The organism is Sporomusa rhizae (assembly GCF_041428845.1).
GTDB lineage: Bacteria > Bacillota > Negativicutes > Sporomusales > Sporomusaceae > Sporomusa > Sporomusa rhizae.
Map to the genome: position 1 here is coordinate 1,338,738 of NZ_CP156925.1, position 24,858 is coordinate 1,363,595.

At 38.4% G+C, this 24,858-nt stretch carries 28 protein-coding genes; 26 read left to right on the forward strand and 2 right to left on the reverse strand.

Features of this window, described 5'->3' with window-relative positions:
- The first annotated feature begins 204 nt into the window (after positions 1-204).
- The 8 genes from SRRS_RS05875 to SRRS_RS05910 all read left to right on the forward strand — a co-directional run bounded on the left by SRRS_RS05875 (position 205) and on the right by SRRS_RS05910 (position 8,684).
- Positions 205-657: a hypothetical protein gene (locus SRRS_RS05875; RefSeq protein ID WP_371367076.1), complete on the forward strand. Its 453-nt coding sequence runs from the start codon at positions 205-207 to the stop codon at positions 655-657.
- Positions 657-1,163: a toxin-antitoxin system YwqK family antitoxin gene (locus tag SRRS_RS05880; RefSeq protein ID WP_371367078.1), complete on the forward strand. Its 507-nt coding sequence runs from the start codon at positions 657-659 to the stop codon at positions 1,161-1,163. The genes SRRS_RS05875 and SRRS_RS05880 overlap by 1 nt, the downstream gene beginning before the upstream one ends.
- 14 nt (positions 1,164-1,177) lie before the next feature.
- Positions 1,178-1,897 carry an endonuclease V gene (locus tag SRRS_RS05885; RefSeq protein ID WP_371367079.1) on the forward strand — a complete coding sequence of 240 codons (720 nt, stop codon included), beginning with the start codon at positions 1,178-1,180 and terminating at the stop codon, positions 1,895-1,897.
- 298 nt (positions 1,898-2,195) lie between these two features.
- Positions 2,196-3,296, forward strand: a complete 1,101-nt coding sequence (locus SRRS_RS05890) for a suppressor of fused domain protein (RefSeq protein ID WP_371367081.1) — start codon at positions 2,196-2,198, stop codon at positions 3,294-3,296.
- 91 nt (positions 3,297-3,387) lie between these two features.
- Positions 3,388-4,584 carry an IS21 family transposase gene (istA, locus tag SRRS_RS05895; RefSeq protein ID WP_371367083.1) on the forward strand — a complete coding sequence of 399 codons (1,197 nt, stop codon included), beginning with the start codon at positions 3,388-3,390 and terminating at the stop codon, positions 4,582-4,584.
- A gap of 483 nt (positions 4,585-5,067) precedes the next feature.
- Positions 5,068-5,811, forward strand: coding sequence for a transposase (locus tag SRRS_RS05900; RefSeq protein ID WP_371367084.1), 744 nt, complete (start codon positions 5,068-5,070; stop codon positions 5,809-5,811).
- Between the two features lie 122 nt (positions 5,812-5,933).
- On the forward strand, positions 5,934-7,121 hold the full coding sequence (locus tag SRRS_RS05905; RefSeq protein ID WP_371367086.1) for an ADP-ribosylglycohydrolase family protein: 1,188 nt from the start codon (positions 5,934-5,936) through the stop codon (positions 7,119-7,121).
- A gap of 342 nt (positions 7,122-7,463) precedes the next feature.
- A complete protein-coding gene (locus SRRS_RS05910) occupies positions 7,464-8,684 on the forward strand; it encodes an IS256 family transposase (protein WP_371367088.1) in 1,221 nt (406 codons plus the stop codon).
- Between the two features lie 141 nt (positions 8,685-8,825).
- Here SRRS_RS05910 and SRRS_RS05915 read toward each other — a convergent pair whose 3' ends face one another.
- The gene (locus SRRS_RS05915) at positions 8,826-10,376 is read right to left on the reverse strand and encodes an IS1182 family transposase (RefSeq protein WP_371367090.1); all 1,551 of its coding nucleotides are present in this window, start codon (positions 10,374-10,376) and stop codon (positions 8,826-8,828) included.
- Between the two features lie 326 nt (positions 10,377-10,702).
- Here SRRS_RS05915 and SRRS_RS05920 point away from each other — a divergent pair, with 326 nt between their 5' ends.
- The 11 genes from SRRS_RS05920 to SRRS_RS05970 all read left to right on the forward strand — a co-directional run bounded on the left by SRRS_RS05920 (position 10,703) and on the right by SRRS_RS05970 (position 17,776).
- A complete protein-coding gene (locus SRRS_RS05920) occupies positions 10,703-11,254 on the forward strand; it encodes a hypothetical protein (protein ID WP_371367091.1) in 552 nt (183 codons plus the stop codon).
- 147 nt (positions 11,255-11,401) lie between these two features.
- Positions 11,402-11,587, forward strand: coding sequence for a hypothetical protein (locus SRRS_RS05925; RefSeq protein WP_371367093.1), 186 nt, complete (start codon positions 11,402-11,404; stop codon positions 11,585-11,587).
- A gap of 112 nt (positions 11,588-11,699) precedes the next feature.
- Positions 11,700-11,987, forward strand: a complete 288-nt coding sequence (locus tag SRRS_RS05930) for a hypothetical protein (RefSeq protein ID WP_371367095.1) — start codon at positions 11,700-11,702, stop codon at positions 11,985-11,987.
- The gene (locus tag SRRS_RS05935) at positions 11,977-12,441 is read left to right on the forward strand and encodes a toxin-antitoxin system YwqK family antitoxin (protein WP_371367096.1); all 465 of its coding nucleotides are present in this window, start codon (positions 11,977-11,979) and stop codon (positions 12,439-12,441) included. Before SRRS_RS05930 ends, SRRS_RS05935 begins: the two co-directional genes overlap by 11 nt.
- A gap of 516 nt (positions 12,442-12,957) precedes the next feature.
- Positions 12,958-13,278, forward strand: coding sequence for a hypothetical protein (locus SRRS_RS05940; RefSeq protein ID WP_371367097.1), 321 nt, complete (start codon positions 12,958-12,960; stop codon positions 13,276-13,278).
- A 516-nt stretch (positions 13,279-13,794) separates the two neighbouring features.
- Complete coding sequence (locus SRRS_RS05945) at positions 13,795-14,253, forward strand: L,D-transpeptidase family protein (RefSeq protein WP_371367099.1); 459 nt, start codon at positions 13,795-13,797, stop codon at positions 14,251-14,253.
- Positions 14,254-14,791: 538 nt separating this feature from the next.
- Positions 14,792-15,283, forward strand: coding sequence for a membrane-associated protease 1 (locus tag SRRS_RS05950; protein ID WP_371367100.1), 492 nt, complete (start codon positions 14,792-14,794; stop codon positions 15,281-15,283).
- A 189-nt stretch (positions 15,284-15,472) separates the two neighbouring features.
- Entirely contained in the window at positions 15,473-15,925 is a 453-nt protein-coding gene (locus SRRS_RS05955) for a hypothetical protein (protein ID WP_371367102.1), read from the forward strand.
- Between the two features lie 56 nt (positions 15,926-15,981).
- Positions 15,982-16,098: a hypothetical protein gene (locus SRRS_RS05960; protein ID WP_371369735.1), complete on the forward strand. Its 117-nt coding sequence runs from the start codon at positions 15,982-15,984 to the stop codon at positions 16,096-16,098.
- Positions 16,099-16,182: 84 nt separating this feature from the next.
- On the forward strand, positions 16,183-17,106 hold the full coding sequence (locus tag SRRS_RS05965) for a YdcF family protein (RefSeq protein WP_371367104.1): 924 nt from the start codon (positions 16,183-16,185) through the stop codon (positions 17,104-17,106).
- A gap of 391 nt (positions 17,107-17,497) precedes the next feature.
- Positions 17,498-17,776 carry a hypothetical protein gene (locus tag SRRS_RS05970; protein ID WP_371367105.1) on the forward strand — a complete coding sequence of 93 codons (279 nt, stop codon included), beginning with the start codon at positions 17,498-17,500 and terminating at the stop codon, positions 17,774-17,776.
- A gap of 26 nt (positions 17,777-17,802) precedes the next feature.
- On the opposite strand, the gene SRRS_RS05975 is transcribed toward SRRS_RS05970, so the two are convergent.
- Positions 17,803-18,717 carry a DUF4261 domain-containing protein gene (locus SRRS_RS05975; RefSeq protein ID WP_371367107.1) on the reverse strand — a complete coding sequence of 305 codons (915 nt, stop codon included), beginning with the start codon at positions 18,715-18,717 and terminating at the stop codon, positions 17,803-17,805.
- Positions 18,718-19,388: 671 nt separating this feature from the next.
- Here SRRS_RS05975 and SRRS_RS05980 point away from each other — a divergent pair.
- The 7 genes from SRRS_RS05980 to SRRS_RS06010 all read left to right on the forward strand — a co-directional run bounded on the left by SRRS_RS05980 (position 19,389) and on the right by SRRS_RS06010 (position 24,746).
- Entirely contained in the window at positions 19,389-20,144 is a 756-nt protein-coding gene (locus SRRS_RS05980) for a Bax inhibitor-1/YccA family protein (protein ID WP_371367109.1), read from the forward strand.
- 141 nt (positions 20,145-20,285) lie between these two features.
- Positions 20,286-21,473, forward strand: coding sequence for a DUF4272 domain-containing protein (locus SRRS_RS05985; protein WP_371367111.1), 1,188 nt, complete (start codon positions 20,286-20,288; stop codon positions 21,471-21,473).
- Positions 21,474-21,515: 42 nt separating this feature from the next.
- The gene (locus SRRS_RS05990) at positions 21,516-22,175 is read left to right on the forward strand and encodes a suppressor of fused domain protein (RefSeq protein ID WP_371367113.1); all 660 of its coding nucleotides are present in this window, start codon (positions 21,516-21,518) and stop codon (positions 22,173-22,175) included.
- Positions 22,176-22,290: 115 nt separating this feature from the next.
- Positions 22,291-23,040: a YwqG family protein gene (locus tag SRRS_RS05995; protein WP_371367115.1), complete on the forward strand. Its 750-nt coding sequence runs from the start codon at positions 22,291-22,293 to the stop codon at positions 23,038-23,040.
- 197 nt (positions 23,041-23,237) lie between these two features.
- Positions 23,238-23,741, forward strand: a complete 504-nt coding sequence (locus tag SRRS_RS06000) for a hypothetical protein (RefSeq protein WP_371367117.1) — start codon at positions 23,238-23,240, stop codon at positions 23,739-23,741.
- 34 nt (positions 23,742-23,775) lie between these two features.
- Positions 23,776-24,327: a hypothetical protein gene (locus tag SRRS_RS06005; protein WP_371367119.1), complete on the forward strand. Its 552-nt coding sequence runs from the start codon at positions 23,776-23,778 to the stop codon at positions 24,325-24,327.
- A complete protein-coding gene (locus SRRS_RS06010; protein WP_371367120.1) occupies positions 24,324-24,746 on the forward strand; it encodes a hypothetical protein in 423 nt (140 codons plus the stop codon). Before SRRS_RS06005 ends, SRRS_RS06010 begins: the two co-directional genes overlap by 4 nt.
- Positions 24,747-24,858: the final 112 nt, after the last annotated feature.

Genomic DNA, 24,858 nt, shown 5'->3' on the forward strand with positions numbered 1-24,858 from the left:
CCTGAAAGATAGTGAAATTCGGTATGATGAACACCTAATCTGGGACGATCTTGAGGGTCAGGCTTGAGTTATGCTTGCTTTTGACTTATTGCATTGATTAGGAATGGGACAGCGGGACAGGTACATTGTCCCGCTTTAGCTTTAGTTTTGCGGATGTATAACAGTAGAAAACGATGGCCAGTAAGGCTAAGCGGAGGACGGGATATGCTCAAAAAAACGGGTGTCATATTGCTGCTAGCTGTATATCTGCTTAACTCTGTGCCTGTTGTCTGCGAGTCCGCGCCAACAGATAACGAGAAAAAAATACAGGATAATGCCAAGGCAAAGGAGGCGAAGGCCGTGCTTACCTTTGATAAAGAAGTCGTAAGAAAGATGCTGTTGGAAGACGGCTACAAAGAAAATGAGATCAAGATTGAGCTCAATAGATTCAGTAAAATCAACCAAAAATTACAACTGGTATTGAATGCTTATCTAATTGATAGAACAATATCCTCGGATTTTAACGTGGAAGGTCTAACAATGAAGATTATCATGGAAAAGTATAGCTGTAACTTTTGGAACGCATTAAGTTTTATGGATTCCTATATCGATGATCCGGAGAGAGCAAAGCGTTTAATTGATGCACCACCTTTTCCCTATAGGTCGAGGCAAAGATAATGGATATGAATGTATTTGGTAAAGACAATTGGAATCAGTCCTCTCTCAGTAGTATGGAGAATAACACATATGACTTAAAATATGTAGTAGACAATGGCGTTAATTTTGAACATTTATGGTATTCATCCTTTAGTGACGAGGTTCTAGACAATGCAGAAGATGAAGGAGGGAAACCATTTACAGGGTTGACTTATGAGTTATATGATAATGGAAATTTGGCATATTATTGTTTTTATAAATATGGATTTGAAGATGGAGATTATATAGAGTTTTATAAGAATAGTAAGATAAAAAGTAAACAAACTATGAAGTATGGAAGAATTAGAGGTAAGGAACAGATATGGTATGAAAGTGGAAAAATTAAGTCCTTAGCAGAGTATGAATTTGGAGTTTGCTTAAATTATAAGGAATGGGATGAAGACGGAAAGCTAATTAATGAAAAGATAGAACCTACTGAGAATGAAAAAAAACGATTATTACGTGGAAAAGAGCGGAATAAAAGTTAGGAAGAGATTGATTAATGAAAACGGAGAATGTTCATATCTTTAACTTAAATGGAGAGGACGAATTCGTACAAATACAAAATAAATTAAAATCAAAGATTGATCTATGTAATATTGACGAAAGTAAAATAAGGATTTGTGCAGGCGTAGATATAGCTTATTGGGAAGATGCTGGTGAAACCTTTGGCGCATGTAGTATTGTTGTTTTAGACTATAACACAACAGAGGTATTAGAAAAGGTTTTTAGTTCTGGGAAAATAGAAGTGCCATATGTTGCAGGGTTTTTGGCGTTTAGAGAATTACCGTTAATTATCGAAGCAGCAGAGAAACTCAGCTTGGAACCAGATGTATTTTTATTTGATGGTAATGGATATCTTCACTATAATCATATGGGGATTGCTACCCATTCTTCCTTTTTTCTAAATAAGCCAACGATAGGAATTGCAAAAAGCTACTTGAAAATCAATCGAGTAGAATTTAAAATGCCAGCTAATGAAGTTGGAGCTTATACTGATATAGTAATTGATGGAGAAATTTATGGTAGAGCGTTACGAACACAAAAAAATGTTAAACCAATATTTTTATCTTGTGGAAATTATATTGATTTAGAATCTAGTTACAGAATCGCAATGAATTTAATAAATAATAAAAGTAAACTTCCGATACCTGTAAGATTAGCAGATTTGGAAACTCATATACTAAGGGAACGATTTAAAGAAGAAACAGCGGCTCAATAAAAATTGTGTAAAAACTAGTAGGCATCCAATGGGAAAGCGGGACAGGTATATTGTCTCGCTTTAGTTTTGGCTTTTTTGGGGCTATCAATATAAATTGTCTCATTTTTATTAGGCGCAGGATAAGTGCATTTTTTTTATACAAAAGAAGATATAATCTTCCAAGGAAATTAATGTATATAGAAGAAATATATAGTAAAAATGCTAATTAACCCAAAAAATATATTGGTTCCGTTATATAACGACTATACTTATCTTACTGGAGACGGTGGTTGTGTTTACCGTGAGGGGAGGAACATAAATGGATATGCAGATTGCTAAGGAAATTCTTACAGCTGTTGAGGCAGGAGATCTCGAAAAAGTCGATAAACTAATCGGTTCAGATAAAGAACGCTTGAATTTTACTACCAGTGTATTTGGTACATGGTTGCATATTGCGGCAAAAAGAGGAAAGCTCAACATTGTGAAGTACCTTATAAAGTCAGGAATGGACGTAAATAGACGTGGTGGTATTTCTGATAGTTATGCCATAAATCAAGCTATTACATATGGACACATCGAAATTGTAAAGTATTTGTTGTCCTGTGGTGCAGAGATGGATGTAAGTGATCCCGTAAGAAATCCCTTGTTTGATGCTATTACTGACGGACATGTAGACATTGTAAAACTCTTGATAGACACTGGAATCGATATTTATGTGAAATACGATAATGGTAGAGACGCACTTGCTTATGCAATTGAAAGAGGACAAAACGAGATCGCTGACCTACTACGGATTGCTATGGGGCAAAGATCAATAGCAAAACAACAGAATGTTGATATCGAAGATGATAACCAGGGGCAACATGATGAGATTTTAAAATACATATCAAAAAACTGCGGTAAAATTAGTCAGACGATCAGCGAAATTGTACCAGGTAGTAGAGTGACAGTTAATCTCCACATTATTCCAGCGTCGAAAGAGCGCAACTACATAACACTCGTTACAACTGGCATGAGCGATTACCCTATGGATGAGGCGGAAGAAGCAGGCGAAACCGCATATGCCGAGTTATTAATTAAGTTACCCGCAGATTGGCCGATGGAACAAAAAAAAATGAAAGATGAGAAAAACTACTGGCCATTAGGGTGGTTACGACAAACAGCCCATATCCCTCACCTCTATGATGGGGTATTGGAAGCAGAGATTATTCTACCGAACGGCGAGCCTCCAATGCCCTTCGCTTCGAATACAAAGCTTTCTTGCATTATGGTATGTAAGCCTAAAGAAGCGGAGATGAAGAGGTTTGTAACGCCTAAAGGTAAAATAATCAATTTCTATTCGCTTATACCAATCTATGAAGAAGAAAGGAATATTGTCCTAAGTAGGGGTGATTTTGCTATCATAAAACTTGACCACTAACGAGCAAAACGCTAGAGAAAAAGTTGACCACCTTGATCATTAAACCTGCTAAGCTAGAGTTGACTAGACAAAGCAAAGCAGGTAAAAAAGGATGATCAAAGTGGACACCTATAAGTATATCAAAGACCTTCACGTAAAGGAACGCAAATCTATTCGGCAAATATCGCGTGAAGTGGGACTTTCCAGGCAAACCATACGAAAAATACTCTACGGTTCTGTGGAAGAAACAACAAGTTACAAGCGTAAGTCAGAGCCTCAGGCTCCACTACGAAACCAGTTTGAGCCGATTATTAAACAATGGCTACTCGATGATCAATCAAGTCCCCGCAAGCAGCGGCACAATAGCCAGCGGATTTTTGAACGCTTGCAAGATGAATATGATTTTATCGGTGGCAGCTCTACAGTTAGAGGCTGGGTTCGTGACCTCAGACGCGCGCTCGACTTAGAAAGTATCGATGCATTTATGCCGTTAGAGCATGACCCGCTAGGATATGCTCAGTGTGATTGGACGCCAGCAATGGCTCGGATTGACGGTCAAGATGTTCATGGGGAGCTTTTTCTCCTTCGTTTCAGCCATAGCAAAGTTTTCTTCGTTCGGTTTTATCCCCATCAGCGCCAGGAAGCATTTTTTGACGCACACGAACATGCCTTCTCCTTTTTTAATGGTATCCCTGAGCAGATTCTTTACGACAATTTGAAAACGGCTGTTAAGAAGGTTCTAGTCGGTCGAAAGCGAGAAGAACAGGCTTCATTCCTCAAATTTCGAGCGCATCACGGCTTTGACAGCCAATTCTGTAATCCCGCTAAAGGGAATGAAAAAGGAATCATCGAGGGTCTCGCCCGCTACATCAAAGCCCATGCCTTTACCCCGGTACCCGAGTTTTCCTCCATTGAGGCTTTGAATGAATGGCTAATCGTTCGCTGCCAGACTCTCAACGCTCGACCAAGAGGAAAACATAAGATTAGCTTCCAGGAGCGATTCGAAGAGGAACGAGCAAAACTACTGCCGTTGTCTAAACACACGTTTGACTGTTGCTCCCGCAAAGAGGCTAAGGTTAACCACTACAGTCTCATTGCTTTTGACAAAAACCAGTACTCCGTACCTGTTACTTACCCTGGCCGTATTCTTACTGTAAAAGGATATATAGGCGAAATTCGCATTTATGATAAGGAAACGCTAGTAGCTATAAATGATACAAGGGGGACGGTTCCGACTGTTTCCTTCACCAACAAAAACGGGAGATCATCGCTAGCAGAAAACAAAAACCATCTAATTAAAGAGCTTTAAATTGCGGGACAGATTTCTTGCCCCGTTTTAGTTTTGGCTTTTTATTTTTTATTAAGAGCAGGATAAGTGACAACTATTTTTTTATGCAAGAGAAGATATTATCTTCAAAGGGAATTAATGTATGAAAAAGAAATATGTAGTAAAAATGCGTAATTAGCCCAAAAAATATATTGCTTCCATTATATAACGACTATACTTATCTTACTGGGGACGGTGGTTGTGTTTATTGAAAAGAGTTGACAGTTCCACCGTCCCCTAGGAAGAAGACAAGGGGACGGTGGAAGTGTCTTGCACTAAAGGAAATAAGCTGATAAGATTACCTTGAGGTGTTAAGAAGAAGACAAGGGGACGGTGGAAGTGTCTTGCACTAAAGGAAATAAGCTGATAAGATTACCTTGAGGTGTTAAGAAGAAGACAAGGGGACGGTGGAAGTGTCTTGCACTAAAGGAAATAAGCTGATAAGATTACCTTGAGGTGTTAAAAGTGGCAAGAGCGGCGCGGATAAAAGGTGAGAGCGGTATATACCATGTAATGATTAGAGGAATAAATAAGCAGTTAATTTTAGAAGATGAAGAAGATAATCAAAAGCTAAAAACAGTATTACAAGAATGTAGAGAACTATGTGGATATGAAATATATGCGTATTGTTTTTTAGGAAATCATATTCATCTATTAATCAAAGAAGGCAAAGAAAGTTTAGAGCAAATATTCAAGAGAATAGGCGCTAGGTATGTGTATTATTTTAATCAGAAATATAAGAGAGTAGGGCACTTATTTCAGGATAGATTTAAAAGTGAACCAATTAAAGATGAAAGCTATTTATTAACAGTATTAAGTTACATTCATAATAACCCAGTCCAAGCAGGAATGAGTAAAAAAGCATCAGAATATCGATGGAGTAGTTATGAAGAATATATGGAGCCAAGTAGTTTAGTCAATGTTGAATTTGTATTAGGAATGATAACAAAAGAACAATTTGTAGAATTACATAAAAGGGTAATTAAGGATAACATTTTGGATATTAGCGAAGATAATTTCAGAATAACAGATAATGAAGCGGTACGAATGATAAAAGAAACATATAGCGTAAGTAGTAGTGAAATTGCTGGTATGGAAATAAACAAGAGGAATCAGTATATTAAAAAGTTGAGGGAAAAGGGGTTATCAATACGGCAAATTTCCAGAGTAACGGGTGTTAGCAAGGGAAGTATTGAAAAAATAAAATAAGACATTACCACCGTCCCCTTGTCTCCTGCAAGCTGGACAAGAAATGGTTATAACTGACGCAAAAGTTCAGAATGGTGTATTAAATATCGGTGTTAGATTAAAAAAATAGGAGTGAGAGATACGTGGGGCAGAAAGGACGACAACTGACGTTAGGTGAGAAATGGAAATATGATATAGAGTCCTATAAAAAAGGAGGGAGCTTGACATCCGCTCCCATGTGTGAAATTTGCAAAAATTTCATTAAAGGAAATGTATTTCACTGTGAGAAGTATAAAGGTATTAATGAAAAACCTGAGTATGTTATTTTTCCTAAAAAAGAATGCCCCGAATTTGAACATTTAAATCCAATATCCTTCAAATTTGATTTAAAGGAAAATGAAATAGTCTATGCAGGAATATTGGGTTTTATAGTTGGCGATGCTATGGGAGTTCCAGTAGAATTTTGTACGAGAGAAGAAAGAAAAATTGATTTTGTTAATGAAATGAGAGCGTATGGAACGTATCATCAACCGTATGGAACGTGGTCAGATGATACATCATTAACATTATGTTTGTTGGAGAATATTACGGAAGGATATTCTTTAGATCGATTAGCTGAAAAATTTATACGGTATTATATGAATGGATATTTAACACCATTTGGAGAAGTGTTTGACATTGGAAATGCTACTAGAGTAGCAATAGAAAAAATGATACAAGGAGAAACTCCTGAAAAATGCGGCGGCAATACAGAAATGGATAATGGAAATGGTTCGTTAATGCGAGTATTACCGTTAGCATTTTACTTAAAAAAGATGCCGCCAATGAAAAAGAAAAAAATAATTGAAGAGGTTTCTTCATTAACTCATGCACATAGTCGTGCGAAATTGGCTTGTATAATATATGTCGAATATGCTATAAACTTAATTAACGGGAATAATAAAAGTGATGCTTATGGGCAAACAATAAACTTTGTAGAAAAATATTGTCATGAAGACTATAAAGAAGAACTATACAATTTCAGAAGAATATTAAAAGGAAATATCGCTTCATTAAGGGAAGGGGATATAAATTCTACAGGATATGTAGTGGATACCTTGGAAGCTTCATTATGGGCGTTTATGACAACTAATGACTATAAGGAAGCGATATTAAAAGGAATTAATCTAGGCGGAGACACAGACACAATCGCAGCAATAATTGGAGGCGTGTCAGGTATTTTTTATGGGATTAGTTCTATTCCTAATACGTGGTTGCAATGTCTTGCACGCAATAGAGATATATATGAAATGGTAGAAAAATTTATTGGACGACTAAATGGAGAAAATTAAAATAATTATTTTTTTAGGCACGGGGGTCAGGGAACGGCAGACCGTGTGAAAACCCCATTGGGTTGAAAGTAAAAGGGAGAGACTATCTCAAAAACTGTGTAAACCTCCAAGATAGTGTAAAGCATCTTGGAGGTTTTACTATGGCAAAAAGAAAAAATTACCCCGGAGCGCCGAGAACAAAGACATTATTAAAACTGCTGCAGGGAGACAAAGATTATCTTGACAGTTCTCGAGTGGGACAGCGGGACAGGTAGAAACCACTGAAAAAACGAGACTATCCCAAAAACTGTGTAAACCTCCAAGTTGGTGTAAAATAGAAGCATCAACTTGGAGGTTTTAATTATGGCACGAAGAAAAATTACCCCCGAACGAAGAGAACAACGTAAAAAACTGCTGGAATTGCTGCAGGGAGCCGGAATTAATGATGTTGCTGGAGTGCAGGAACTATTCAAGGAAATGGTAGGTACTGTTCTAGAAAATGGCCTAGAAGGCGAATTAGAAGACGAGCTAGGCTATAGCAAATACGATTATAGGAATAAGGACACCGATAATAGCCGTAACGGATATAGCGAAAAAACGCTAAAGACTAGCCTTGGCGACATAGAAGTTGCTGTTCCAAGAGATCGCAAAGGGGATTTCGAGCCGCAAATCGTAAAGAAAAACCAAACCACGCTAAGTGGCGATATCGAAGAAAAGATTTTATCCATGTATGCGAAAGGTATGACCACTAGTGATATTGAAGGTCATATTCGAGATATTTACGGTATTGAGGTATCTGACAGTACCATCAGTCGTGTCACCGATAAAATTCTTCCCGTAGTAAGGGAATGGCAAATACGGCCTTTAGAGAGCATCTATGCTGTTGTATTCATGGACGCTATCCACTTTCATGTCCGAAGCGAAGGACAAATTGTAAAAAAAGCTGTCTATATTGCCATTGGCGTTCAGATGGACGGTATTCGCGATGTTCTAGGTATGTGGGTCGGAGAAAACGAAAGTGCTAAGTTCTGGCTTGGAATTTTAAACAGCCTGAAAAACCGAGGCGTAAATGATATTTTAATTGCTTGCGTAGATGGCCTTACCGGTTTTGCCAATGCCATTGAGGCTGTTTTTCCTAAGACCGAAATCCAACAATGCGTAATTCATCAGATTCGCAACTCAACCAAATACGTTTCATACAAGGATATTAAAGCACTAATGGCTGATCTTAAAATGGTATACGCTGCTGCGGATGAACAGACAGCCCTATATGATGAAAAGTGGAGGGGAAAATATCCGAAGATTGCTCTTTCCTGGAGGGCAAATTGGACCAATTTATCTAGCTATTTCAAGTACCCGCAGGAAGTGCGGACACTGGTTTATACCACAAATGCAATAGAAAACTTCAACCGTCAACTGCGTAAAGTTACTAAGGCTAAATCTGTTTTTCCAACTGACGATAGTCTATTAAAGATGTTGTACTTAGCTATGATAGATATTACGAAAAAATGGACAGGTCGCCGCAAGGATTGGGGACTAATTCATTCTCAGTTGGAAATATTCTTTGCTGACCGACTGGATTAAGTTGACAGCTAGTGCTTTTTTAGTATAATGCAAGCAAAGGGGCAACCAGCCTAATTGACTGTTTTGCCCCCTAAACTAATTTGCTCTTTTTACACCAATTGGAGTTTACACAAAATCAGGGATACACCCGAAAAACCGTTTTTAAAAAGCGTATACCGGCAGTTTAATTTTCCAATATGGTACTTTTGATGAAATTCGCCCCCAAATCCTAAGATATAAGGATACCAGGGCGGCTATCCTCTTTAAATTAACTGCTAAAGCAGTTAATTTAGCTTGCATACTCATGCTTCTTAGACCATACCCTCGGGCACGGTCTAATCCATGGAAACGCTTCATTTCGCCGTTTTTCCATTCGTGGCTTGCACGCTTTTTATACTTTTCTTTGAATTCCTGGGTTTGCGCTCGTTGACTATGTTCATAATAGTCTGCTGTATTAATTCCAACATCTAATCGTTTTGCTGATGCAGCTTTTCCGGCACATTCCATTTTGTGCGGACATCCCATACATATTGCTTTATCAAATATATATCTTAAATTATCTGGAGCCCAACTACCTTTCCCGCACTTTTTATGTTTTTTATCAATTGTGTAGTTTCCCATCCTACAAAACCATTGGTCGCTATCTTTATTGTAGCTAAAAGTACTTTCGTCAATTTTATATACAGATGCACTTATTGGTATTATTGCTTCAACTTTGTCAGTTCTTAAAATATCAAGTATAGGTTTACGAAAATAAGCCTTGTCACCATAAACTTCTTTTATTGTGACGCCGCATTCTTTACTGCGGTTATACAACTTGTCAAACTTATTTCCATCTACATAAGCGCCATCACATGTTTCAATGGCCGTAATAATTCGTTCTTCCGGCATCATTGCAAATTCGATCTTATAACCATAAAAGCTATCGGTTTTTGATTTATAACCCACACGTGCATCTTTATCTACAAGGGAGCGTATTCCTTTTTGTATTATAAATTTTTCGTCACCTAATATTTCTCTTGCTTCCGTTATTGCTTGTTCTGTCTCTAGCATATTAGAAGTGTTGACGGTATTTTCGAGTTGCGCCATCATACCTTCTAAATAGTCTTTCATAACTCGTTTAGCCTCTTTAGTATCTTCAATTACTTTATAATCAGGTATGTTCGAATTTATTCCAGATGGAATTTCTCCGGACTCTTTCACTACATTTTTCAATATCGTCTTTGCCAAGCGTGCCATAATTCGTTCAGGAACTAATTTTGTTGTATTAGCTGCCGCATGAGTAGCATCTATGCTAACTCCTGTACCTTTAATAATATTTTGTTCAATACATTGACGTACTACTTCTTTGATAATATCATCAACACTATTATCTTTAAGTCTTTGTGTTCTAAATTTGGCAAGCAAGCTTGGATCTGGTAAATCCTCATCTGGATTTATACCGATGAACCACATGTAAGCTAGATTCAATGAGGCTTCTTCTATTATTTTTACATCGGATAAATTATACAGATATTGCAATATTAGAAGTTTCGCCATCGTTTCTGGTTCCTTAGCTGGACGACCAAAGCGTTTGCTATAAGATTTCTCTAACAGCTTATTTATAAAACTAAAATCTACTGCTTTTTCTATATTTCTAAGTATATGGTTATCGGGTATTTTGTCATAAAGAATAGAATATAAGGTTAGTTGTTTTGATTTAGATTTAAGCACACCCAACCACCACTTTCTTAATAAATTTCTCTCCTTAATTATACAATATGGTGGATGTAGTTTGACTTTTTCAGTGGTTTCAACCTGTCCCTAATGTCTCATTTGATAGGATGAAAAAAAGCAGATAGGCTTGAGTCATCTGCGTCATTCTGAGTATAGGTAAGCCCGTAAGGTGTCCTAATGTCCTAAGTTAGCAGCGAAATAATTAGGTTTAATCGCCAGTTTAAGCTGGAGAGAAAGGTGTCTTACTTTATGGAGGCAAAAAGTTATATGGTAATAGTAAACCGCTTACTAACAGTCCTGCTTATAGTGTTTTTAGGATTGACATGCTATTTGCCGATTTACGCGAAGTATATGGGCAAAACTTTGAATGCAGATTGGATGAGCCGATATCCCTATCGCCGCCGGGATATGTGGAAAGCGTTGTCCATATTGGTATGAAAGCGCCCTATGAGTTCAGGCTTATATTTCTTGATGATAAGGACGAAGCTACAAAATTACGAAAGTCACAATTATCTATCCCTATCCACTTAGAGATGTATTCCATGCCAGATCATAAGCCTGTAGTACTTAAAGAAAACGTGACAGGAACTCAGGGAAGAAATTTGTTTGAATACTACGAGAGAATTATCGCTTCTTCAGAACAGTTTATAGAAGAGGGAGATTATAAAGTTATTGCTTATGTTTTGCAAGATGTGCCGGAAGCGGCGAAAATTCCAGTACATCTACAAATGTCTATGGAAAGCGAGCATGAAAAAAAGTATTTTGGAATAGATATTGCCCTTGGTGGGATATTTTGGATACTTATTTTTATTGATATGATCTTAGTAATACTATTTGTGGCAATAAAAATTATTCAATGGACATACAAACCATAAACACATGAGAAAATTTTGCAAGCAGAATCAAATTCTGTTAATAGCTTCTAATCAATGAGTTTAGCTTGATTATCTGGATGTAGCTTGATAATCGACACGCGAATGAAAGCTAATATCCATATTATGGGGTTTAAGAACTAAATTGAGATGAAGTTGAACGAAATGAACCGCCTGACGAAAATCACCAACCCCGAGGACCAGGTAGAAAAAGCCTACGTTTATAACCTGACAGGCAACATCATCAAAGAAATCGACGCCGAAGGCTACAGCCAGGACAAACCAACCAAACAAGACCCGGCATATTGTACCAATACAACTGCTTGGGCTGGCTGACCGAAAAAAGAATACCGGTCAGAAAAGAAGACGGTCAAATCCGCTATCAGATGGGACAGCGGGACAGGTACATTGTTCCGCTTTAGCTTTTATTTTATCGTTTGGCTATCAGTTGGCGAAATTAAGTAAGAAAACCCTGCCGGAAAATATCAACTACAAAAGCGGCAAAGACATTGCCTCCTACAATCGAGACTGGACATACAACCCAGACCTCATCGCTAACGAATACACCAACTTCGAAGTGGAAAGCTATCAAGAACTCACCATCGGCGAGGGGAGAGCTTGGGGGTCAGGCTTGAGTTATGCGAAAAAAGACAGGGGACGATGGAAGTGTCTTACATTAGAGGAAATAACAGACGGTGCAAGATCTTTCCCGGAGGTATTGAAGTATGGGAAATAATGTACATAAAAAAGAATATGTAATAGCTAATGGCGTTGATTTTGAAGATTTGTGGTTTTCATCCAAGAGCGATGAGGTTTTAGATAATGCGGAAGATGATGAGGGAAAACCATTTACAGGTCTGTCGTATGAACTGTATGATAATGGGATGTTGACACATTATTGCTATTTTGTGGATGGATTTAAACATGGTGATTATATTGAGTTTTACAAAAATGGTAATATAAAAAGCAGACAATATATGAAATATGGGACAATTAGAGGCAAGGAAGAGACCTGGTATGAAAGTGGAGAAATTAAATCTGTAGCAGAGTATGAATTCGGAATTTGTTTAAGTTGTAAAGAATGGGATAAAAAAGGGGATCTCATTTTTGAAAAGCTAGAACCAACAGAATCAGATAATGCTATTCTGTTAAAAGAAAGAGCGTGGAATAAAAAGTTAGGAAGAGATTGATTAATGAAAACGGAGAATGTTTATTGCTTTAACTGCAAAAGACAAACACCAGCTAATTAAAGAGCTTTAAAGTGAACGGGACAGATTTTCTGTCTCGTTTTAGTTTTGGCTTTTTTGGGGCTATCAATATAAATTGTCTCATTTTTATTAGGAGCAGGATAAGTGGGACACATTTTTTTATACAAAAGAAGATATAATCTTCCAAGGGAATTAATGTATATAAAAGAAATATATAGTAAAAATGCTAATTAACCCAAAAAATATATTGGTTCCGTTATATAACGACTACGCTTATCTTACTAGACCAGCTAATTAAAGAGCTTTAAATTGAGCGGGACAACCAGAAGACAAGGGACGGAGGTAGTGTCTTATAGAATAATATAGGATGGTACTCCTAGTCCGGTGATTGCACTGGTTTATATGATGATTATTATCATACATATAAAATTGGTAAATAGAATACGTATGATAGGAAATAAGTAAAGCATAGAAATATATTATTATAGGAGGCTTATAATGGGAGAATTTTTCTATAGAGATCCTAATTTTGAACCAAATGAAGATGGAAACAGAGAAATTATAAGTAAATGTTGTGTAGGGCCAATAGAAGTAATTATTTATGGCATAACAAAGGAAAATGAATATTATCTTGATTGGACATTTCCTGTAAATTATCCAGGTGATGAAGAACTCGAAAGAAATTATAAAATAATAAGCAAAGACGAAATGCTTGGAGCATTAGATTTTGAAATTGAGATATGTAAAAAAGATGGAAATATTGAAATGGCAGATAAATATATTCAAGCAAAAAAAATAATTGAAAATTATAGACCTTGAAAAAGTAAGGATATATATACATAGCCGTCATCGTCCTAGGCTATGTTATGAGTTATTGGTAATTTTAGATGTAGTATCCAAGTTACTACAAAAGTTGATGCGACTCACTGCATTATAAAGCGGCAAATTATCTCTATCCGCGTAATCCAATATGGTTCACTGTCCCTGAGTCCCACCTGATGAGTGGGACTTTTTTGTGCGAAATTATAGGAAAAAAGAAGATAAAATTTTCAAAGGGAATTAATGTATATAAAAGAAATATATAGTAAAGATGTGTAAATACTCCAAAAGAGTGTATGCTTGTGTGGATTAAATTATCAAAAATAGTAGGAGGAAACAGTTGGAGTGCTTACAAAATGGTATTTTGTAAGCGAGATCAAAATACTTGAGAGTTAGATCTTCGGTTTATGTTTTTTTATAATGCAGAATTACAATTAGCAGTATATTTAAGAACTGTTTTAGTATAATTTCTTAATCTGCCGCGCTTTAGAAATAGTACGCTAAAGGAGGAGTATAATGGGGAGAGAATTAAGATTGAATAAGGGAATTTTGACATTTAATGATGAAGATGGAAAGAGTTATTATTATAATGCGACAACAGGAAGAGTGGGAAATACAGATCCTAAGCATAACAATAGTGGACCAATTCCATCGGGTAAATATACTTTATATCCTAAGGAAGTCTCTGTTGGAATATATGGGAGAAGCATAATATGGAGTTATTTTGGGGATTGGGGTAAATATAGGGTGCCATTACATCCCAATCCAGGTACTGATGTTAGTGGCTACGACGGCCCACGACAAGATTTCTTTTTACATGGGGGTTCAAGCTTCGGCTCAGCAGGCTGCATAGATGTTGGAGACAATGATGTAGAACTTTTTCCCTTAATCATGAAAAGTAATGATTCCATTTTAGTAACAGTAACAAAATACCCTAATACATGGTCAAACTCTGATAGTGATAATATATGCTAAATAAAAAGATGTGGATGATAAGTCTAGGCAGGATAACTCTATTTACTATAGTGGGTACCTTTCTGATAGTTATACTCAAAGTGGAATTTTCGACTGGTTCAATTATTATGCGTGATCCATCCATAGATACGCGAATTTATGTTTTTCTAATATGCCATATTATTTTATGTGTTATTGCAACTCTGCGTTTATCTCTTATAGAACGGCTAATACTCTTTTTCAATTTAACTGTTTTCTCAGGAATTAATGTTGCTATTTGGCCTATAATCTATGACATGGTAGAGTATGCCCGTATTCCAATAACAGAGAGTATACCTTTTTTTCTTAAAGCTTTAGAGATTTATAAAATGTCTAGTGGATTTGCACCTAGGGACATTGCATTACTGATAATACCTTTTCTTTATTGCATTGCTATAATGTTTATAACTTTGGGGGCTAAGAAAGGTTATATTAAGATGCGAATGTATTTTGATAGGTTAAAATAATGTGATAGTTTAGACAAGCGGCTAAGGATACAATTTAAAGGGAGGTTTTTCTAATGGGATTTAAATTAATTGTTAAAGGACAAGATTCTTTAAGTTATGGTAAAGAAGTTATTACCCATGTGCATGTGGATGTAAGCACGCCAAGCGATTCGAAGGCTAAGTCCACTGATGTTGCTGCTACCATGTGGGTAACAGGAAAACTTTTGTCACCAGGGTCTGGTAGTAGTGATACCTTGGGTTTGTTTAACTGGGCGTTAGTTCCAGCGCAAAGTGCAGATGCGTATCGTGATGTGACTGTAGAGGTAGAAACTAGTGGTGCAATCTTTAGGAAAATAGATTTCCCTAATGCTTTTGTTGTTGATTATAATGAAAGATATACTGATACTGCAGGTGTTGGTGAATTTGCTTTGGTTTTAAGGCAGAAAGCAGACAGAGTACCTCAGGTAAAAGCTGATAAAGGTTCTAGTATGGGGGAATTAGGAGGAATAGGTGGCGGGCCAGGAATTTCAAGTGTAATAGATAAGTACGGGACAAATGATTTATAAAACTTAATTCTTGATGCTATATTGTTTATATAAATGATAACAAATGCCATGGAGTAAAATTAAATCTTTACGGAAATACAAAAAACAGTGGTATTGCATGGTTTAAAGACATACAACGCCACTGCTTTTTTGTTAACTCAAGTGTTCTAAATAAATAACATAGAAAAACGACTAAACGGAGGAGTAGATATGTTCAAAAATACAGGTATCATACTGCTGCTGGCTGTATATATGCTTAACTCCGTACCTGTTGTCTGCGAGTCCGCGCCAACAGATAACGAGCAAAAAATACAGGATAATGCCAAGGAAAAAGAAACGAAGGCCGTGCTTACCTTTGATAAAGAAGTTGTAAGAAAGATGCTTCTTGAAGATGGTTACGAAGAAGATGATATAACAATAAAACTCAATAGGTTCAATAAAATTAGTAAAAAATTGCAACCCGTATTGGATGTTTATCTAGTTGATCGTACAATATCGTCTAACTTTAACGTGGAAGGTCTAACAATGAAAATTATCATGGAAAAGTATAGCTGTAACTTTTGGAGCGCATTAGGTTTTATGGATTCTTATATTGATGATCCTGAAGGGGCAAAGTTATTAATTATTGCGCCGCCATTCCGCTATTGCCATAGACACAAATAATCTTTCAATTCAAGACTGACAATCTCATTAACAAGCTAAAGGAAATCACCGATCCCATAGGAGAAAAAGATACTGTCCTCTACGACACCGAGGGCCGGCTGAAACTCTACACCGACCGCAACGGCAACCAGGTCGAGTACAGCTATAATATCTATGACGCACTGACCTCATAGCGGTATGAAGGGATGAACTGATTGATTGGAACAAATAAGTCTCTTTTTTTTGTATATATTGCTGTAATAGTGGTGATATCGTTCTTGATTAGTATAGTAAATAATTTTACTACAGCTATGACATTTGATTGGTATTACACATATTTGTTAAATATTTCTATATATGTGTGCAGTGTGTTATTCAATGAGAATAAGCCTAGTGAAATATTTAAGAAAAATATGATAACGGGATTAACCGTTGGTGCTATTGCTTGCATAATGTACCACTATTTTGAGAAGACATGTTGGTTCTTTAGCTTTGAACAAGGACAGAGTCTATGGACTGGATTATTGGGTGTATCATTTATCGTAATACTGACAGTACTAGCATCGTTAATTGGAATAGTATTATGGTACTTAAAGAGTAACATAATAAAAGTGATGAAGTTAAAAGGATCTACTGCCAAAATCATTTTTACCACGCTATTATGTTCATTCTTAATCATAGAAGGCTTGATATGGCATTCCGATGACCTTAAAGAAAATTACCGAGTAAAATGTATTATTGTTTTAGGTTCAGGGTTACAAGGGGATCAAGTGTCTCCAACTTTGCGAAACCGTTTGGATACATGTCTTAAGTATCTTAAAACATACCCTGATACGAATATTATTGTATCAGGCGGCCAAGGCCGCGATGAATCCATATCAGAGGCTGAGGCCATGAAGCGTTACTTAGTCTCTAACGGCGTTGATGTGAACCAAATCATTATTGAGGACAAGTCTACTAATACATATGAAAATATGTTATTTTCAAAAAAAATCTTAGAACGTAAAGTGGATTTAGATCAAGATAACATTCTCATTATAACAAGCGACTTTCATATGTTTAGAGCCAAATTATTGGCTTGGCGGGCGGGAATTCCTTTTACTATTGGGATTTGCGCACCAAGTACAATCGACTGGAAGATATATTACTATTTTCGTGAATACTTTGTGGTAATAAAGTCACTTATTTGGGATATGCTTTGACTCACTCAAAGCCAGCTAGTGTTAATCTTGGATTATTAAATTTATATGATGGCGGGACAGATTTCTTGTCCCGTTTTAGTTTTGGCTTTTTTGGGGCTATCAATATAAATTGTCTCATTTTTATTAGGAGCAGGATAAGTGGGAAGCATTTTTTATGCAAAAGAAGATATTATTTTCAAAGGGAATTAATGTATATAAAAGAAATATGTAGTAAAAATGTCTAATTAACTCAAAAAATGTATTGGTTCCATTATAGAACGACTCTATCTTACAGGGGACGATGGTTGCAACGAAGCCGCCCTGGAGGCGGAAAATCTGCCTAAGGTATGATGAACTCCTTAACCATATGATGTCTTTAGTTGTGTGTCGATAACTTTCGGGAGGACAGCAAGTGTTTACTAACTTCAATTATACAGTTGTTATTTGTTGGTTTTTAGTTGGTTTAATAGTATCGAAAATTATCTTCGGTTATTTTGAAATTGCAGTTGGGATCGGGTATATCTTTTATCCTTTTATGGCCTTGTTTTTATTTGCAGTGTCAACTGACTCTGGAAACAAAGAATTTATGGATAGTGCGATCCTATGCCTTGGTACGCTTGGGATTATTTATATAGCAATTCCACTGGTAGTCTCCATTATTTTTAATAGGATGAAAAAGTTAAGGAGATAGGCGGCGGATTTTGTCCAAGGTCTGGCCTATTCCCGGTTACCGGAGGCGTATTCACCGGCTGCAATATCCAGCACATCCCGATCAGGCTGGATCAGAGCGCGCTCGTATTGGCACCGCCATTTGGATTCCGGTTCGATGCCGCCAATGGTATGCCCGGATTCAATGGGTGCATCGTTTTCAAACTGATACAACGCTGTATTGTAGGCATGCAGTACTACTTCATTGGGGTCGAGACCGTGGAAGTGGTACTGTACATCCGGTAGACCAAGGGCGTACATGCCCAGGCTGTCCACCAGCATGTCAGTGGTACCCTGAATATTGAAAAACCGTACATTGACTCCGCCGTGAAAAAAACGTAACGGTCCGGAATAGGGATTTTCACGGACACTCTCGGTAGTCAGCAGCTTTCCGCTGGGGGCAAAATAGACCGCCACACAATGGGGATAGAGTTCAAGGACGATTTCCAGCCAGTCGGCCAGGATGTCCGCCCGCTCCAGTGGCGGAAGCCCTCTCGCCAAAAAGTCGGAGGCCATTACCTGCCAGTGGCAGGAATCCAGCAGTTCTACGCCGTTGGGGCAGTCCCAGAACTGGGTGCGGGCAATTGTGTCACCCAAAGGCTCCTTCACAGGAGTACACTCGGTCAGCATCACTTGGGAGGGCACCTGTTGACCGTCCGCATAGGTGACTGGGTGGTTGGTCAGGGCAAAGGAGGCAATGCCGCCTTTGCCGGAGACTACGTCTACGGCACCGAAGCGGGTCTGAAGCTTCTCCAAAAGGGTAGCGGCAGACGGCATGGGAACCTTTTCCCGGAATAGCAGCCACATCATGTATACGCCGGAATGGCTGGCTTTTTCACTAAGATCCTGACGGAGAATGCTTTCCGTCGAATCGGTGTTTTGCACAGTTTCTTCTTTAGGCGAGGATTGTTTCTTGCAGAACATTGCGTATCCCCCATTTCCGATAAACACTGATATCATTATACTGTAACTCATATGAAAAACGGCCAGAACTTGTGCCAGTAAGCGGCCCCAGATTCTCTCGCGACTTGTCGTTAACTCTTTGTCGCAAAGTATCACTTCAGCTAGAAGAATTGTCTACATAATATATCGTATAATTTCGATACTTTTTAAGTTAGGCAATTGAAGACGTAAAGTTTGCCAGGAGAGCTGGGCAATTATGATTTTTGGGTGAGTTAGTTATATATCTTACAAAGGGTTACAGGGGACAGAATAGGACAACATCTCTTTCTAAATAACAGAGGTCAACGGACAAAAATCCGTTGACTTCTGTTATTCTAAGGACAGTCTTAACTGCATAGAAGAACAGAAGAACTGGAATTTAGTTAAATATTAGTAAGGGATTGTCAGCCGAAAGCTGGACTAGCACAATCAGGTTAATAAGAATTGCAAATATTTACAAAAAAGGAACAATTATTACATAAATCCATTTTAAAGGGAATTTTATAAAACCAAAGAAATAATCAGTGGAAAAAGTTTACGATGGAAAACATGGTTCTCACCCAAGAACAACAAAATTTTGGCGGCAGCAATCTTACAGCAGCAGCTGAATTACCTGGAGCAATTTTACTTTTAACAGATAGGAGTTGTTTACAATGATGAAAAATACATCTTCCACAGATGAACCCATGCGCCGCCCTGAGCAGCCTATTCCACCCACGAATCTGTATGCGGATAACAGCAAAAACACGGCGATTGCGCAAGGTTTTTTCCGGCAGGTTTACAGCTGGATGACCTTCGGTCTTTTAGTAACAGGCATTATTGCCTATTATACCGCCCATTCGCCGTCTCTGCTCAAATTGATTTTTGGCGATAAAATGGTTTTCTACGGCTTGCTATTGACCAATTTGGGGCTCGTATTTGCTATCAGCCATTGGATCGAGTCTCTTAGCGCGACAGCAGCCAGCTTCCTCTTTTTTCTCTACTCGGCGTTGAACGGGTTGACGCTGGCGTCCATCTTGATGGTGTACACGCATGAATCGATTGCTGCTGTCTTTTTTATCACCGCCGGCACATTTGGCGCAACAGCCGCCTACGGCTATCTGACCAAAGCCGACTTAAGCAAGTGGGGCAATATTCTCTTTATGGCTTTAATCGGTCTTATCCTAGCTTCCCTGGTTAATATGTTTCTGAAAAGTGCTGCCATGATGTGGGTGCTGACGTATGCCGGTGTGTTGATCTTTGTCGGGCTAACCGCTTATGATATGCAGCAGCTTAAGAAAATGGCCTATAGCCTGGAGGATGATGAAGAGACAGTTGGCAAGTTTGCCGTATTTGGTGCGCTTGACCTCTATCTGGACTTCATCAATCTCTTTCTTTATCTCCTGCGCATTTTCGGTAAACGGCGTTAAGAACGCAGAAAATTTGAGCTTTATGCAGCGAGACGGCAGCCTGTTTCGGTGGACTATAACAACTGTCCACCCTGATCGCCTGCGAACCAAAGTCAATGTACATGAGGGTGTCATAGAGTCACCCGTGGGGAGGAAATAAGGATGGAAAAGAGACTATATTTGCTGCTTATAGAGCAAGAACTGGAGCCTGTTATCGGGGCGTTCTGCGAAGTCTTTGGCCTGGAAAATAGAGGAGGCGGGAATTCCATTCGGGCGGGCAACGGCAAATTGGATGTATCGGTCACAGTTACTACCAAAGAAATGGCGGAAGCGCAGGACTTTTTTCAGCAGCAGCTTCAATCTGTCTGGGAGCATTTTTATGGTGTGCAGACGGATCTTACCGACCATAAGCTGAATGTGCTGTATCAGATTCATGCAAGCGGTGCCTTGGTGATCGTGGACCATGTCTATGCGGATGATGACGTAACCCAAGAGAAGGTTATGTTGAACCGGATGGCGGACATATTGCGACGTCTGGATGGCCTGCTGCTCACCGGCGATGGAACGCACCTATTGGATAAGGATTTACGGCTGGTCCTTTCTGATAAGGGCGATAGCGAGGTGGAAAGGTTCTTTCCGGCGGAGCGGAAGCTTCCCCAGGATTTCTTTGAGGGCGCACCGCTAGAGCGGGTCGAGCGCCGCAACTGCAGCGTGAGCTTTCTACGCCAACAGGGTATCTATGTGACCGGATGGCTGCCACTTATTGAAGGCGAGGCGGAAGCAAATTTCCGCAGTGTGGAAGAAGTGGCGCTGCGTGCCGCCGCTTTACTGGCAGTGTCCTTGCACGCCGAGGTGCTCATGACCCAAAACATGGATGTCCTGGAGGCACGCTCCTACAGTGATAGCGTGATCGAAACCTACGGCTGCGGGGAAGCCTTTTCACCCCAAGAGAAGGCTTTTCTGGAAAACAATGCACCGGAGCAAAAGGAGGGCATCCACTTCTCCTGGCAGTATGAATGCCTGTATGTCATGTTGTGGGCGCTGGGGCATATTGACAAGCTCTCCTTCCCCGACCAAATCTGCGATGTGGGAGCTGCTGTGCGGATTATTAGGCAATATGACTCAATGGATAAGCTGGTGGGAGCCTCTATCCTTCGTACCCATGAAGAACTGCTGGACGAAGCCGATCTGATCTACCGGATGGATTGGGGCTGTGTGGACGCTCGAATTAAGGGCCTCCCCATGCCGCGGAATCTAGAGGGCGGCGTGGTAATGGAGCGGCATAAATGCCTTAACTGGCTCATCGGCAGTGGGAATGACGATTGGGATGATGTGGATGTATCAACCTGACTCGACAGCTATTGAACAAATAACAAGGTTATGGGGGCACATATGACTTTAGACGAATATAAAAAGCGTGCGTCAGAAGAGGAAGATTGGGCACCGGGATGGGATGCAATTGACGAGGAGTTTGAGAAAATATATCCTGATCAGGAACCTGCACATTTCGGTGCTGTATTGACAAGCCGTGCCATATTCGGCGGAGATGAATATGTTGATGGCTATAGCATTTATCAATCATCAAATGGCTACATGCATGTATTGACTTATGGAATGACAGAACTTTACGTAGACGAAGAAGCGTTTGGTGGTGAGTGGAGCCGATGGGGTTATGAAATGACTATAAAACTGAATGAGGATTCGGTGGAGAATTGTAAATGGGCGATAGATATGCTATCTAATCTTGCTCGATATACCTATACCAAGGAAAAGTTCTTTGAACCAATGCAATTTATTGCTGGTAACGGCACATCGATTCATATTGGTATTGAATCTGCCATTACAGCACTTTTTGTTGTAAAGGATACTGAATGCAATGGAATTGATACTGTTCACGGCAGAGTAGAGTTTATGCAATTTGTTGGAATTACACAAAGGGAACTGGAAGTACTGAAAGAGGACCATACACAAGCAAGTGTACTTTATGAAAACATGAAAAAAGATAACCCGTACTTGGTTACAGATATGAAGCGTATAAAGTCTTATTTGTAAGCAAAATGTAGTAACTAAGTAAGACAGTACCACCGTACCTAGTCCTGCAAGAAGTAATGCAAATTTCAAGTTACGTCTTTGATTTATAGACCACAACGATATGGAGGCTAAGTTTATGAACGAAGGCAAGGACATACCCGTAATTCTAAAAGAGCACGAAGAGTTTTTGTTATCAACTTATAAACCCTGCAATGAAATTATTTTCAAAGCGCAAAGTACGAAGCCTTGGGAAAGCAAACTGGGCGGTTGCCCCTATTTAGAAGATTTGAAGGACTATCCGCTTGATGAAAAGGGCAGGCCGATGATGTTCTTGGCACAAATTAATTTCGAAGAAATGCCGCATCTTCCTGACTTTCCGTCAAAAGGACTTTTGCAGTTCTATATTGTCGATGATGATTGTTATGGAAGCGACGGAGGATGCTATGTGCGCTATCTTCAGCAGTATCATAGGGACGAGTATGGATTTATTACGGAAAATCCTTATCAAAAGAACTACCAGGGATATGAACCTTTTGAACGTAGCGGCAAAATGCAGTTTTCTAATCGTGAAATGCCAGTAGGTACCGAGTGTGGAAAGTTTATAGAACATTTTCCCTATAATATCGTACCAGAAGAACAATGGAACGCACTCTATGATCTTTGCTATGCTTCTGGCAGCAGAATTGGAGGGTATCCACATTTCACGCAAATTGCTCCGGCTTATTACGATGATGGGGTTTGTGACGTAATGCTTCTGCAATTGGATATAGAGGATGAATGTGGAATTATGTTTGGAGATACTGGCAACTGCACGTTTCTAATTGCAAAAGAAGAACTGCGAAATCTGGATTTTTCTAAAGTTGAATATAACTGGCAATGTTGCTGATATGAAGATGTGGTGATGGTGGTCGGTGTTCCCAAGTCCCATCCTAAGAAAAAAGGTTCTCTGTTCATTGTTTTTGCGACATTTGGACAAGCAAAGAAAAATGAGATTAGTTAAAAGACAAGGGGTTGATGGTGCTATCTTGATTTGAGTCAACAAGACAGTACCACTTCCCCTAGTCCTAAAAGGAGATTGTTTAAGTGGATTATCCGATAGATATTCAGAATTTTCAAGATGCTATATATAATATAGTCGGCATTTCTAATGTTGAAAGTGGAATTTGTGATTTGTCAGATGTAGATTCTCAACTCCTTTCAACGGTGGAGTATGCACACTTACCAATTGCTGCTCTTTTAAGAACAGAAGGTGGAAAGCCAACTGAACTAATGGCTCAGTTTAGATTTGTAATAGATAAATCTACAGATGGATTAAAAGCATTAGAGTTTATAGCGTGGTTTATACGTGACTGTGCGAGGGGAGGTAAAAAAATTCAATTAACACCTTTTGCTCTTCCACCTGAAACCCCCTATGGAAAACAATTGGGGAATACTTTAAGATTTCATATTGATTTATTCTGTGAAGGGATTAGCGAAAACCTTGATCCTGTTTTTGATATTATTAGACAATTAAATCAATCGTTAACATTGGCAATAAATTTATATAACATTAAGGTAAAGGGAAATATAGTAAATTTAGGCCAATAATTATAATCCGTACAAATCCAGGAGAAAGATTTAAATGATAAATTTATTACGGCATATGTCTATTCGAAAAAAACAGGCATATGCAGCATTATGTTTGGCTAGTTTTTGTGCCAAAAAGCAAATATTTCATCAGGGAATTAAAGAACTGATAGAACATCTTCTTTCAATTTTAATTAAAGAAAACCTGGTAAAGTGGGAAAATGAGGGGTGTAGTTTAGAAATACCGGGAAGGGGAGATCCGCTTCCTGATAGTATAAAGGCTATTTTATCAGAAGATATCTATGATGTTTTTTATCTTCTTATTGAATGTGCTATTGAAGTTGGCATTGTTGATATGTATGGTGCTTTATCAGATGAGCCTTTGAGCTTTTTGTTAGAATGTATTAAAATAGTTCAATCTAGTGGTGTCGAAATTCCGGACATTAATGATGTTTTTAACAAGAAGGATATAGAAAATGCAAGTGATAGTGGTTGGGGTGAAACTATGAGTAATGAGGAATATGAGAAAGTAATTTGTATTTATAATCAAATTATGGGTTTTTCCAATGCCTTAGAGGGATCATGTCAGGGGAGGGCAGAACAATGATTTATATCAAAAGCTTGATAGCGAGTATTGGTAATCCAATTGCATTTTTCACATTGTTATTTGGGCATGGGCCAGGAACTTTTAATAATTTAGGTGATAATATTCATCAGATTTCGTTATTTGGATTAATTGTCTTAGTTATTTTTGGATATCTATATCTTGGGGTATGTGTTATGTTTAGAATGCTTATCAAAAGAAAAGAAAATATAATGGACTGCTTTGGAGAAATAAGTAGGAGTTTGTTTCCATTATCAGTTGGCGGAGTCATATTACCCGTCTTATTACTTAACGGAATGGAAGGTAATGTTTTTGGCTTTTTTATATGTTTACCAGCAGTTATTTTTACTTTAATATGGATGGTAGTTTCGCTGTATGCGATATGTAAAAGCAAAAGAAGTATTAGTAGTAATGTCGACTAGTAGGATACAAGGGCATAGTTCTTCTGTATCATTTGTTAGTGCGCTGCCATTCCGCTATTGCTATAGACATAAATAATCTTTCAATTCAAGACTGACAATCTCATTAACAAGC

Excerpts from the sequence above, each read along its gene's own strand:
- SRRS_RS05875 (WP_371367076.1), top strand. The coding sequence starts at position 205 with ATGCTCAAAAAAACGGGTGTCATATTGCTGCTAGCTGTATATCTGCTT.
- SRRS_RS05880 (WP_371367078.1), top strand. The coding sequence starts at position 657 with ATGGATATGAATGTATTTGGTAAAGACAATTGGAATCAGTCCTCTCTC.
- SRRS_RS05885 (WP_371367079.1), top strand. The coding sequence starts at position 1,178 with ATGAAAACGGAGAATGTTCATATCTTTAACTTAAATGGAGAGGACGAA.
- SRRS_RS05890 (WP_371367081.1), top strand. The coding sequence starts at position 2,196 with ATGGATATGCAGATTGCTAAGGAAATTCTTACAGCTGTTGAGGCAGGA.
- istA (WP_371367083.1), top strand. The coding sequence starts at position 3,388 with ATGATCAAAGTGGACACCTATAAGTATATCAAAGACCTTCACGTAAAG.
- SRRS_RS05910 (WP_371367088.1), top strand. The coding sequence starts at position 7,464 with ATGGCACGAAGAAAAATTACCCCCGAACGAAGAGAACAACGTAAAAAA.
- SRRS_RS05920 (WP_371367091.1), top strand. The coding sequence starts at position 10,703 with ATGCTATTTGCCGATTTACGCGAAGTATATGGGCAAAACTTTGAATGC.
- SRRS_RS05925 (WP_371367093.1), top strand. The coding sequence starts at position 11,402 with ATGAAGTTGAACGAAATGAACCGCCTGACGAAAATCACCAACCCCGAG.
- SRRS_RS05935 (WP_371367096.1), top strand. The coding sequence starts at position 11,977 with ATGGGAAATAATGTACATAAAAAAGAATATGTAATAGCTAATGGCGTT.
- SRRS_RS05940 (WP_371367097.1), top strand. The coding sequence starts at position 12,958 with ATGGGAGAATTTTTCTATAGAGATCCTAATTTTGAACCAAATGAAGAT.
- SRRS_RS05945 (WP_371367099.1), top strand. The coding sequence starts at position 13,795 with ATGGGGAGAGAATTAAGATTGAATAAGGGAATTTTGACATTTAATGAT.
- SRRS_RS05950 (WP_371367100.1), top strand. The coding sequence starts at position 14,792 with ATGGGATTTAAATTAATTGTTAAAGGACAAGATTCTTTAAGTTATGGT.
- SRRS_RS05955 (WP_371367102.1), top strand. The coding sequence starts at position 15,473 with ATGTTCAAAAATACAGGTATCATACTGCTGCTGGCTGTATATATGCTT.
- SRRS_RS05975 (WP_371367107.1), bottom strand. The coding sequence starts at position 18,717 with ATGTTCTGCAAGAAACAATCCTCGCCTAAAGAAGAAACTGTGCAAAAC.
- SRRS_RS05980 (WP_371367109.1), top strand. The coding sequence starts at position 19,389 with ATGATGAAAAATACATCTTCCACAGATGAACCCATGCGCCGCCCTGAG.
- SRRS_RS05985 (WP_371367111.1), top strand. The coding sequence starts at position 20,286 with ATGGAAAAGAGACTATATTTGCTGCTTATAGAGCAAGAACTGGAGCCT.
- SRRS_RS05990 (WP_371367113.1), top strand. The coding sequence starts at position 21,516 with ATGACTTTAGACGAATATAAAAAGCGTGCGTCAGAAGAGGAAGATTGG.
- SRRS_RS05995 (WP_371367115.1), top strand. The coding sequence starts at position 22,291 with ATGAACGAAGGCAAGGACATACCCGTAATTCTAAAAGAGCACGAAGAG.
- SRRS_RS06005 (WP_371367119.1), top strand. The coding sequence starts at position 23,776 with ATGATAAATTTATTACGGCATATGTCTATTCGAAAAAAACAGGCATAT.
- SRRS_RS06010 (WP_371367120.1), top strand. The coding sequence starts at position 24,324 with ATGATTTATATCAAAAGCTTGATAGCGAGTATTGGTAATCCAATTGCA.